The sequence below is a fragment of the Ruegeria sp. YKSF131 genome (assembly GCF_059612645.1).
On the sequence record NZ_JBXWQZ010000027.1, the window covers coordinates 47,621 to 58,781 of the forward strand.

The following is an 11,161-nucleotide window of genomic DNA, read 5'->3' on the forward strand; positions in this document are numbered from 1 at the left end:
CTCTCTTGTAAGGAAACGGATCAGCGCCACGAACGGTTGGCCTGTTCTGTGGCCAGCCCCGAGACAACGGCACCAATCAGGAATGCAATCAGGATTTCCGGATAAATCAGCAGCTTACCGTACTCAATCCCGATTTTGAAAATGGCCAGTATGGCCTCGAACGGGCCACCGTAACGATTGCGCATGGCAAGCCGGAACATTTCATAACAGCCCTGCACGAACAGCGCCCAGAAAATCAGCGAGGCGACACCAGTCAGCCCATTGTTGATCGCAGCAGTCCAACCGCGCCCGGCCCGCTTACCCATGATGCCCCACCCGCAAACCGCACCAAGGGCCATGTTGACCACGGTAAAGTACCCATAATCCTTACCTTCTTCACCGTTTTCGATGATCATGCCAGAGACAATGAAGGCCAGCACGATGAGGCAAATGGCGGCTACGAGACGCGAGGCAGTGGGCATATAACGGTCCGTCAGTTAACTTGCTTTACTACGGTGATCTGTGTCACATCGCAATTGCGCGTGTCAAAGGCTGCGCCACAGGCAGTCAAATAATAATTCCACATGCGGCGAAAACGCTCATCAAACCCCAAATCTGCGATCTGTTCCCATTTTGCGTTGAACGTTTCATACCATCTCCGCAGTGTCAGATCATAACTTTTGCCGAATTCTTTCGACTTCACCACATTCAGACCGGCCTGATTGATCTGCTGCCGCAGGATCGAAGGTGATGGGAGCATTCCGCCCGGAAAGATGTATTTCTGAATGAAATCTACACCGTTCTTGTAGTAATCCCAGCGGTGGTCACCCACCGTTATGATTTGCAAGGTCGCTTGTGCCCCCGGCTTCAGTCTCTCACGAACGGTTTCAAAATAAACCGGCCAGTATTTTTGGCCCACCGCCTCGAACATCTCGATTGAGGCGATGCCATCATATTGTCCACGCTCGTCGCGATAGTCCTGCAACTTGAACGTCACTTGATCCGAAAGCCCTGCTTTTTCAATACGCTCTTTCGCATATTTAAATTGTTCCTCACTGATCGTAAGGCCGGTTACATGCAGGCCCCGTTCTTTCGCGGCATATTCGGCAAAACCGCCCCATCCGCATCCGATTTCCAGAATGTGGTCGCCGGGTTTGGCCCCCATCTCATCGACAAGGCTGGCGTATTTGGCAGTTTGCGCCTTCTCCAGACTTTCTTGCCCGGTCTCAAAAATGGCACTGGAATAGGTCATCGTGTCATCCAGCCACAAACCGTAGAAGTCGTTACCTAGATCATAGTGGTACGAGATATTCTTCTTCGCCTGCGTCCTGTTATTACGGTGAAGCCAGAACCGCAGCCGTTCATAGGCCTGAACAATAAATTTCCCAGTGAATCCGTCATAGACGGTCTCAGACCCCAAATGGACCAGATCCATGAATGAGCGCAGGTCTGGCGTGCTCCAATGTCCCTCAAGGTAGGCATCAGAAAAACCCAGTTCGCCTTCGCGGATCAGGCGGGCAAAAACATCTCCGTTGTGAATGTCGATCTGGGCGACGGGCCCTGCCTTGGGCCCCTCAGCGCGAAAAGTGCGGCCATCGGGCAATGTAATGTCCAACCGCCCCGACTCCATTCGGGTCAGCATCTTAAAGACCTGGGCGAAATACCTGGGCAAATCCGACTGCCCCTCTGTCGTCGTCAGCACCATCCGCTCTCCCCTCTGCGGTACAGTTATCAGGCTAGGGCGCGATTTTGTTTCTGGCAAGTTTTCAGTTCCTTAGTGGGATTTTCGGCTTTCATACGCACGCAAGGCGCGGTTTCGACCGTCCGCCAGTTTCACGACAGGTTCGGGATAATCCGCCTGCGGACACAGGTTCCATGACCGGGGAACCGCAGCAAAATAAGAAAGCGCAATGTCACTGGGTTTCGTCTGGCCTTCGGCGATCCAGCGCCGCAGGTAAGACCCCTGCGGATCAAACTTTTCCGCCTGAGTTTGAGGGTTGAATATGCGAAAGAAAGGTGCCGCGTCGGGGCCTGACCCAGCAACCCACTGCCAGCCCATGGCGTTACAGGCCGGGTCCCAGTCAATCAGGCAATCCTCGAACCAACTCATCCCGATTTTCCAGTGTGTCATCAGATGTTTGGTCAGGTAGCTGGCAACAATCATCCGGGCCCGATTATGCATACGGCCTGTCACATACATCTGTCGCAGGCCAGCATCGACGACAGGAATTCCGGTTCGGGCCTGCCTCCAGGCGGCAACTTCAGGATGGTGCGGATCGACGTTCCAGGGGAAATCATCCCATTCCGCTTTCCAGTTTTCGGTCAGCAGATGCGGTGAGTGATACATCAGGTGATAGGCAAACTCACGCCAGACCATCTGCCGCAGAAATGCCTCAGTGCCGGGGGTTCCCATCATCGCAGCCTGTTGAACCCTGTGCCAGACTGTACGTGGCCCGATCTCGCCCAATGAAAGGTATTCTGACAGGTTTGATGTTCCTTCCAGATCCAACCGGTCACGGTCAGTGGAATAACGGGGGATATGGTCGAGAAAGTGCTTAAGGCGATCGCGGGCGGCCTGTTCGCCGGGTTGGACATGGGGACGCACGATTGCAGCACCCCGATTCATGTCCGCACCCATCTGCCAGGTGCTTAGTCTGTCACTGGAAGGCCAGGTCGCTGGCGCTGCCAAGCGTGACACCAACGCATCCGGCGCGGGCACGTCCCGCCGCTGAACCGCGCGCCACATAGGGGTATAGACACGAAACGGCTGGCCCTGTTTTGTTGCTACCGTCCAGGGCTCAAAAAGCAAATGACCGGAAAAAGACTTTGCGCATACCCCCAGTTCGGTCAGAGCCGTTTTGATCTGTGTATCGCGTGTGATCGACGCCGGATCATAGGCCCGCGACCAATAGACAGCCTTTGCGCCCGTCTCTTTAACAAGTGTCTGCAAATGCTCAAGCGCATCGCCACGCCGCAGGATCAGGCGGCTACCCAGCCTCGTCAGAGCGTCGCTAAAGACCCCCAGACCCAGCCCCAACCGCCATTTCGGGGCCGCGCCAAGGTGTCGCACAAGAGGGTCATGAACAAAAACTGGTATGATCGGACGACCGCTTGAGACAGCTGCAGTTAATGCCGGATGGTCCGACAGGCGCAGATCCCGTCGGAACCATAAGATGATCGGAGAATGCTCGTTTTCCATATCCGCCCTGTGGTTTTCTTCATTCTACGAATCCCGGCGGAAAGTGGATTACAAAACGCGTTCAAGCGCCTCCAAAAGCTGATCAACCTCCTGCTGCGAGGTATAATGCGTAAAGCTGACCCGCAAAACGCCCTGTGCCGGATCTACTCCCATCGCTTTCAAGGGGCGCACAGCATAAAAGTCGCCGCCTCCGGCCATAACGCCGTATTGCGCTAGTTCCGCTGCAACAGGTTCAGCCGGGCGGTTCAACGACAGCGCAACGGTCGGCGCGCGCCGGGTGGCGTCTGATGTGCCGATCAGACGCACCGCATTGCGATCCTTTACCGCATCCAGAACCGGTTGCAATAAGGACACCTCATGCGCTCTCATCAGATCATGGGCAAAGGCACCCTGCTCTGCCGCGTCCATGTCAGGCCCGCCGTGATGAGCACACAGGAGCTCGACGTAATCGGCCATACCTGCACTTGCCGCAATCTGGGCATGATCCGGGCCCGCCGGGGTAAAACGTTTATACAGAACATCGGCGTTGAAATAATGCGCCTGGTTGGGCAACAACTCTCCTAATGTTCGGCGAATGACCATGCAGCCTTGATGAGGGCCGTAAGTTTTATAGGCCGAAAACAGATAGATATCCGGTCCCAGATCGCCAATATTCGGAAAACCATGTGGGGCATAAGATACGCCGTCCACACAGACAAATGCGCCTGCAGCGTGGGCAATCGCAGTGATCTCGGTGACCGGGTTAATTTCTCCCACGACATTGGAACAATGCGGGAAACAGACCAGACGCACTTTTTCGTCCAACATGTTTTCCAGATCCTGCGGGTTCAGTGATCCGGTCTCCGGATCGATCTGCCACTCCCGCACCTCAATCCCTGCCTCGGCCAGACGGCGCCAAGGGCCCGAATTTGCCTCGTGATCCTGATTGGTCACGACAATCGCCTCGCCAGGTTTCATCCACTGCCGGAATGCCTGCGCCAAAACATAGGTGTTTTGAGTTGTCGATGGGCCAAAGCTCAGCTCATCGGTTTCAACACCCAGTATGGCGGCCATGCGCGTGCGTGCCTCATCCATCTCTGCGCCTGCAAGACGGCTGGCCTCGTACGGGGCGTAGGGCTGAACCTTTCGCTGTGTATAGAACCGAGTCAGACGGTCGATCACCGGCTTGCAGGTATAAGACCCGCCCGCGTTCTCAAAAAACGCCTGTCCTTTCAGGCTGGGTTCGGAAAAAGCCGGAAACTGTGCCCGAACGAAATTGATATCCAGAGAGCTCATGCCTCATTGCTCCTTAGTTGTGCTGTCATATCAACAAGATGCCCGCTCATGTTTCCGGACATCTCAGAAATCATGGCAGGTCTTCCAGCCCAGCCTGTGCTTGCGTCATGGACTGACGAAACACCGGGCAGCCCTTCACCGCAGAAGGACACCGTTACTTAGACAGCGCCATCCGCGACCGTCAAGCTGAAGCAAAAGAAAAAGCCCCGGCGGGACTGCCAGGGCTGAGTTGCTCATACTCTGGGCCAAGTCTCGTTCGGGCCTCAACCCTGAACCTTGGTATACGTCCCCTCGCCTGCAAGAATACCACGGAAACCACCGGGCTCATCCAGACCGAAGACGATCAGAGGCAGGTTGTTGTCACGCGCCAGCGCGATGGCCGACGCATCCATGACCCGCAAGCGCTTGGCCAGAACGTCGTCATAGGTGACCGTGTCATAGCGCACCGCGTCGGCATGTTGCTTGGGATCCTTGTCGTAAACGCCGTCGACACCGTTCTTGCCCATGAAAATCGCCTCGCATGCCATTTCATTGGCGCGCAATGTCGCCGCGGTGTCGGTGGTGAAATACGGGTTACCGGTTCCGGCAGCAAAGATGCACACCCTTTTCTTTTCAAGGTGCCGCACGGCACGACGGCGGATATAGGGCTCGCACACCTCATCCATCCGAATGGCCGAGATAACCCGCGTGAACACCCCAATCTCTTCCAGGGCTGACTGCATACCCAGTGCGTTCATCACCGTGGCCAACATCCCCATATAGTCTGCTGTGGTCCGCTCCATACCCTGAGCAGACCCACTCAGGCCCCGGAAAATGTTTCCGCCACCGATAACCATGCAGATCTCAACACCCAGATCGTGAACCGATTTCACCTCTTGCGCGATGCGCTGAACGGTTGGAGGGTGCAGGCCAAAGCCCTGATCCCCCATCAATGCCTCTCCTGAAATTTTCAACATGACACGTTTGTATGTGGTTTTCGGGGTTTCGGCAGTTTCAGAAGACGGGGAAAGGCTCATGTTGCGCTCCGGGCTGGCACGGGGTTAATTTCCGGCGCAAAATGAAGCAAAAGCTCCGCAGGTTCAATGCGGTTGGTGAGGATTGAGGCAACCGCATATGACCCGGCGATCAACAGACGCGATATTTCGGCAATTGCCCCCTATTCCCGATGACAAGCCTGTCCTGATTGCAGGGCCCACAGCATCCGGGAAATCAGCGCTGGCACTGGAGATCGCCGAACGCCATGGCGGGGTCATCGTCAATGCCGATGCAAGTCAGGTTTATGATTGTTGGCGCGTGATTTCTGCCCGACCATCTGCCGAAGAAGAAGAACGCGCACCGCATCTGCTCTATGGTCACATCGCCTATGATCAGGATTATTCAGCCGGTCACTGGCTGCGTGAAGTGGTGCCACTGCTGACCGGGAGCCAGCGGCCAATCATCGTCGGCGGCACAGGATTGTATTTCACGGCCCTGACCGAAGGCATGGCCGAGATCCCTGCTACCCCAGTGCAGGTGCGGGCCGAAGCAGACTTACTGACCCTTGCTGATCTTGTTGCCGGGGTTGACGAACAGACTCTGGCTGGTCTGGATATACAGAACCGCGCGCGCGTGCAGCGCGCTTGGGAAGTGCAGCGTGCCACGGGGCGCAGCCTGATGTCCTGGCAGGCCGATACTCCACCGCCAATCTTACGGCTGAAAGATGTGGTTCCAATCGTTTTCGACGTCGACAAAGCGTGGCTTCTGAACCGGATTGAACGCCGTTTTGACCAGATGCTGGAACTGGGCGCAATCGACGAAGTTCGCGCCATGCGGGATCGTTTCGACCCCGTTCTTCCCGCCTGCAAAGCCATTGGTGTGCCAGAGCTTATGGCCTATCTGGATGGAAAACTGACTTTGGATCAGGCCCGTGAAAGGGCCACAATCTCGACCAGGCAATTTGCCAAACGCCAACGCACGTGGTTCCGGGCCAGAATGAAAACATGGAATCACGTTGATTTCTCAAAGTGATATCTAGTGTTGTTCATTCCACAAGATTTGACAACCAAAGTAAACGGATCAACGGAAACGAATTAGTTTTTCGTCTGTTATCAGTGATTTGACACAGAATCTCCGCAAGGATTTCTCCTGACGAAGCGCCACATGACAAAATCCGCGCCAAAGTATCAACACTGCGGGAACGTCGCTTTTGTGCATTTTATGTCGATTCCGAACGTTGACGTTAAGTGAATTCTGGTGCCGAATAGCGGCATGGGGATGCACAGAGTCCAAAAACCGGAACCCTTCTTTCTTTCGACAGGACAAGCCCGTGTCGCTTAGAACAATAACAAATCAACAAAATCAATGTCACAGGGAGACATTTATGACCAATACGGCAATCACCACAGACAAGGTGCACTGGGCGGCCGAGATGCACGCGCAGGAATACCGTGACGGCAAGCTTAGCCGCCGGGAATTTCTGGCCCGCGCGACGGCGCTGGGTGTCGCGGTACCGGCAGCCTATGGATTGATCGGTCTGCAGTCGCCTGCGGCGGCGCAAGAGCCGCAGCGCGGCGGCACCATCCGCTATCAGATGGAAGTGCGCGCGCTCAAAGATCCGCGGACTTATGACTGGACGCAAATTGCTACTTTCACAGCAGGCTGGCTGGAGTACCTCGTCGAATACAACAACGACGGCTCGTTCAAGCCGATGCTGCTGGAAAGCTGGGAAGCCAACGCCGATGCCACCGAATACACATTGAACGTTCGCAAGGGCGTAAAGTGGAACAATGGCGACGATTTCACAGCCGAAGACGTGGCCCGCAACATCGCAGGATGGTGTGACGCTGGTCTGGAAGGCAACTCGATGGCATCGCGTATGGCGTCGCTTATCGACGAAAGCACTCAGCAAGCTGCGGACGGTGCAATCACCGTTGTCGACTCCCATACTGTCAAACTGAAGTGCAACGCGCCTGACATCACGATCATCCCGGGCATGGCGGACTATCCCGCTCCTATCGTTCATAGCAGCTTTGATGCAAACGACATGCTTTCAAACCCGGTCGGCACAGGCTTCATGCTGCCCGACAGCCACGAAGTTGGCGTCAAAGGCGTACTGGTGCGCAACGAAGGCTTCGAATGGTGGGGTTATGAGGCCGGCAAAGGCGGCTATATAGACCGCATCGAGTTCATCGACTACGGCACTGACCCGGCTGCATTCCTTGCGGCTTATGAGGCCGAAGAGATCGACATGAACTGGGAGTCTGTTGGCGAATTCGTCGACATCTTCGACGGCATTGGGCTTGTGCGCTCGGAAATCCCGTCGGGCTTCACCATCGTTATCCGACCGAACCAGTTGGCGGAGGACGAAAACGGTAACAAAATCTACGGCGACAAGCGCGTTCGTCAGGCTTTAGCCATGGCGGTGGACAACGAAGTGTGTCTGGAACTGGGTATGTCGGGTTATGGCATTCCGGCTGACAACTGCCACGTCGGGCCAATGCACCCTGAACATGACTCGGCCGTAACTCGCATTCCGTATGATCCTGCCGGCGCGAAAGCCCTGATGGACGAAGCGGGTATGGGTGACTTTGAGCATGAAGTGCAATCGATCGACGATGACTGGCGTCGTAACACCACAGCTGCGGTTGTAGCGCAACTGAACGACGCTGGCATCAAGGCCAAGCACACAGTTCTGCCGGGATCAACTTTCTGGAACGACTGGACGAAATACGCCTTCTCGTCGACGAACTGGAACCACCGCCCATTGGGCACCCAGGTTCTGGCGCTGGCCTACAAGTCAGGTGTTGCCTGGAATGAATCAGGTTTCGCCAATGCAGAGTTCGACGCCTTGTTGTCTGAAGCAAACTCGATCGCGGACGTAGATAAGCGTCGCGAAGTGATGGCCAAACTGCAGGCGATCATGATCGACGAAGGTGTCACGATCCAACCTTATTGGCGGACTGCGATGCGCCATCATCGCGACAATTTGGTGGGTGTTGAAAAGCATATCGCTGACCTGCCGCAGCTTTATAAGTTCGGCTTTACGTCCTAAGCCAAAACACAAAAGGCCGCGCCACCTCGGCGCGGCTTCTTCGTCCTGAATGCGGCGAACAAATAATAACAGCTAAGCGTGGCGTTCCATGAAACCCGCGCTAGCCGACCCACAGGGGCAAATATGGGACTTTTCATTCTAAGGCGCGTTGGCATCATGCTGTTGACGGCATTGTGTCTGACATTCCTGGTTTTCTTCTTAACCAACCTCTATCCGAACCTCGAAAAGCTGGCGAAAACGCAGGGCAACTTTCGGATGTCGGATGAGCAGGTTGAGAGCTACCTGAACAAAAATGGTTACCTCCAATCCACTCCGATAAAATACGGCGAATGGCTGGGTGTCCTGCCCTCATATCGGTACACGAATGAAGACGGAACCGTTCAGGGAAGATGCATTCTGCCGGGCAAAACCGCCGAGGAATCTCCGAATTTTTGCGGAATCCTGCAAGGGTATTGGGGATATTCGACCGTCTTCAAAGAAGAGGTTTCGACCGTTGTTGGCAACAGATTGGCTCTGACTGGCCGTCTGATGCTCTGGGTCATGCTGCTGATGGTTCCGTCTGCGTTGATCCTTGGTGTTTTGGCAGGAATGAAAGAAGGATCTGCCACCGACAGGACGTTGTCGACCTTCGCCATCACAACGACGGCGACACCGGAATACGTCTCGGGCGTGATCTTTATCGCCATCTTCACCTCTTCTGCAGTTGGATTGAAGTGGTTCAAGGGTACGGCCACGCAAGCGATGGAGAACCCGACCTTTGAAAACTTCTTCCTGCCGGTCCTGACCATTGCGCTTTATGGGATGGGTTATATTGCCCGGATGACCCGCGCCTCGATGACTGAAGTGATGACCGCCCAATATATCCGGACGGCGCGTCTGAAAGGTGTGTCCTTCCCCAATATCGTCATGAAACATGCGCTGCGTAATGCGCTGATCGCACCGTTCACCGTCATCATGCTGCAATTCCCCTGGCTGCTGAATGGCGTGGTGATCGTCGAGACCCTGTTCAACTACAAGGGCTTCGGCTGGGCGCTGGTTCAGGCCGCGGGCAATAACGACATTCAGCTGTTACTGGCAATTTCGGTCGTGTCGGTCTTTGTGGTGCTGGTGACCCAGCTGATCTCTGATATCGGCTATGTCTACCTCAACCCGCGCATCCGCATTTCTTAAGGAGGGTTAGATCATGGAACCAATTACCTGGACCGGCTCTATCGCCTTCCTGAACCCGCTTTTTGCACTTGGCCTTGCGCTGATGCTCTTGTCCATTGCCGTATGGATGCTGGCCAGCATCGTGCTGCCCGAAGACCAGATGACGGTGAACCCGGACGGTACGTTGAGCTCAAGCTCAGGCCTGCGGACACTGATACAATTGGCGCTGCGTTACAGTTTCCTGGCCAGTGTAGGAATCGCACTCGCCTATATTGTGCTAGGCGTTCTGATGGGCACCAGCGCCGGAATAATTGGCGCCATGTCCCAGCAGTTTTTGCCCGTATGGGTGTCTTTGATCATCCTTTATGCCATGTCGATCGCTTTCAAACGCAAGCTTGGCCTCTACGGCAAACTGTTTGACAGTCCAATCGGCATGATTGGCTTTGGCCTTGTGATGTTCTGGGTCTTCACCGGGATTTTCGGCGCGATGGATCTGATCGTCACGCATGATCCGCTGTCGCAGGTCTCGGGCATGAAGAACAAAGTGCCAGGGACGCCACTGTCCAATCTGGAGGACGGTCAATACGCCTGGTATCTGCTGGGTGGCGACAACCTGGCCCGCGACGTGTTCAGCCGCATGGTCAAAGGGGCTTGGATTGTTGTTCAGATCGCCCCGCTTGCCACGATATTTGCCTTCATGGTTGGCATCACGCTGGGTCTGCCGGCAGGCTACTACGGTGGTCGGCTGGATACTTTGCTGTCCTTCCTTGCAAACCTGATCCTGGCCTTCCCGGTGATCCTGCTGTTCTATCTGCTGGTCACACCTGAGATCGTTGCGACCGGTGTGCCGAACTACATGGCGGCTGTCTTGTTCGTATTCCCTATCATATTCCTCGGCGTGCTGCTGAACTCACGCTACTATACCAGACCGAACTTCCGAACACCGCTGCTGATCGGAGTTTTGGGGGTTGCAGGTTGGTTCTACCTGTCTCTGATTTCGACCGGTGGCTACATCATCAATACCGACGCCTATCGTATCTGGGGTCTGCCGACCTATCTGGATCTTTTCGATATTCCAGGCGGTATTCTGGTGGTCTTTGTCTCGGTGGTCTTTGTGAATTCGCCCACCGTGTTCCGCATTGTGCGCGGACTGGCGATGGACATCAAAACCCGTGACTATGTGGCGGCAGCACAAACCCGTGGCGAGGGTCCGTGGTACATCATGCTGTGGGAAATCCTGCCCAACGCGCGTGGCCCGCTGATCGTCGATTTCTGCCTGCGCATTGGCTATACCACCATTCTTCTGGGAACCTTAGGTTTCTTTGGGCTGGGCCTGCCGCCCGAAAGCCCTGACTGGGGGTCGACGATCAACGAGGGGCGCAAGCTTTTGTCGATCTACCTGCACCCTGCTCTGCCGCCCGCGCTGGCCTTGTTGACGCTGGTTCTGGGTCTGAACCTGCTGGCCGACGGTTTGCGCGAAGAAAGCCTGAAGGACTGATGTGAAAGCGCCCGGGGGGCCAGCCCCCCGG

9 protein-coding genes are annotated in these 11,161 nt (G+C 55.4%); 4 read left to right on the forward strand and 5 right to left on the reverse strand.

The features are described from left to right. Window positions 1-20: 20 nt before the first annotated feature. The 5 genes from AC2FLZ_RS11800 to pyrH all read right to left on the reverse strand — a co-directional run bounded on the left by AC2FLZ_RS11800 (window position 21) and on the right by pyrH (window position 5,469). Entirely contained in the window at window positions 21-461 is a 441-nt protein-coding gene (locus AC2FLZ_RS11800; RefSeq protein WP_496882195.1) for a TrgA family protein, read from the reverse strand. A gap of 11 nt (window positions 462-472) precedes the next feature. Beyond that, window positions 473-1,684 (reverse strand): class I SAM-dependent methyltransferase, encoded by a 1,212-nt coding sequence (locus AC2FLZ_RS11805; protein ID WP_480472431.1) that lies wholly within the window; start codon window positions 1,682-1,684, stop codon window positions 473-475. Window positions 1,685-1,753: 69 nt separating this feature from the next. Beyond that, a complete protein-coding gene (locus AC2FLZ_RS11810; RefSeq protein ID WP_496882196.1) occupies window positions 1,754-3,178 on the reverse strand; it encodes a cryptochrome/photolyase family protein in 1,425 nt (474 codons plus the stop codon). A 48-nt stretch (window positions 3,179-3,226) separates the two neighbouring features. After that, window positions 3,227-4,453: an aminotransferase class V-fold PLP-dependent enzyme gene (locus AC2FLZ_RS11815; protein ID WP_496808562.1), complete on the reverse strand. Its 1,227-nt coding sequence runs from the start codon at window positions 4,451-4,453 to the stop codon at window positions 3,227-3,229. A 263-nt stretch (window positions 4,454-4,716) separates the two neighbouring features. Continuing rightward, window positions 4,717-5,469: a UMP kinase gene (gene pyrH, locus AC2FLZ_RS11820; protein WP_209504110.1), complete on the reverse strand. Its 753-nt coding sequence runs from the start codon at window positions 5,467-5,469 to the stop codon at window positions 4,717-4,719. Window positions 5,470-5,566: 97 nt separating this feature from the next. Here pyrH and miaA point away from each other — a divergent pair, with 97 nt between their 5' ends. The 4 genes from miaA (at window position 5,567) to AC2FLZ_RS11840 (ending at window position 11,130) form a co-directional block, all read left to right on the forward strand. Next, complete coding sequence (miaA, locus tag AC2FLZ_RS11825) at window positions 5,567-6,460, forward strand: tRNA (adenosine(37)-N6)-dimethylallyltransferase MiaA (protein ID WP_480553334.1); 894 nt, start codon at window positions 5,567-5,569, stop codon at window positions 6,458-6,460. Between the two features lie 352 nt (window positions 6,461-6,812). Continuing rightward, complete coding sequence (locus AC2FLZ_RS11830) at window positions 6,813-8,483, forward strand: ABC transporter substrate-binding protein (RefSeq protein WP_480472425.1); 1,671 nt, start codon at window positions 6,813-6,815, stop codon at window positions 8,481-8,483. A 123-nt stretch (window positions 8,484-8,606) separates the two neighbouring features. After that, window positions 8,607-9,653, forward strand: coding sequence for an ABC transporter permease (locus AC2FLZ_RS11835; protein ID WP_480472422.1), 1,047 nt, complete (start codon window positions 8,607-8,609; stop codon window positions 9,651-9,653). A gap of 13 nt (window positions 9,654-9,666) precedes the next feature. Next, complete coding sequence (locus AC2FLZ_RS11840) at window positions 9,667-11,130, forward strand: ABC transporter permease (RefSeq protein WP_496882197.1); 1,464 nt, start codon at window positions 9,667-9,669, stop codon at window positions 11,128-11,130. Window positions 11,131-11,161: the final 31 nt, after the last annotated feature.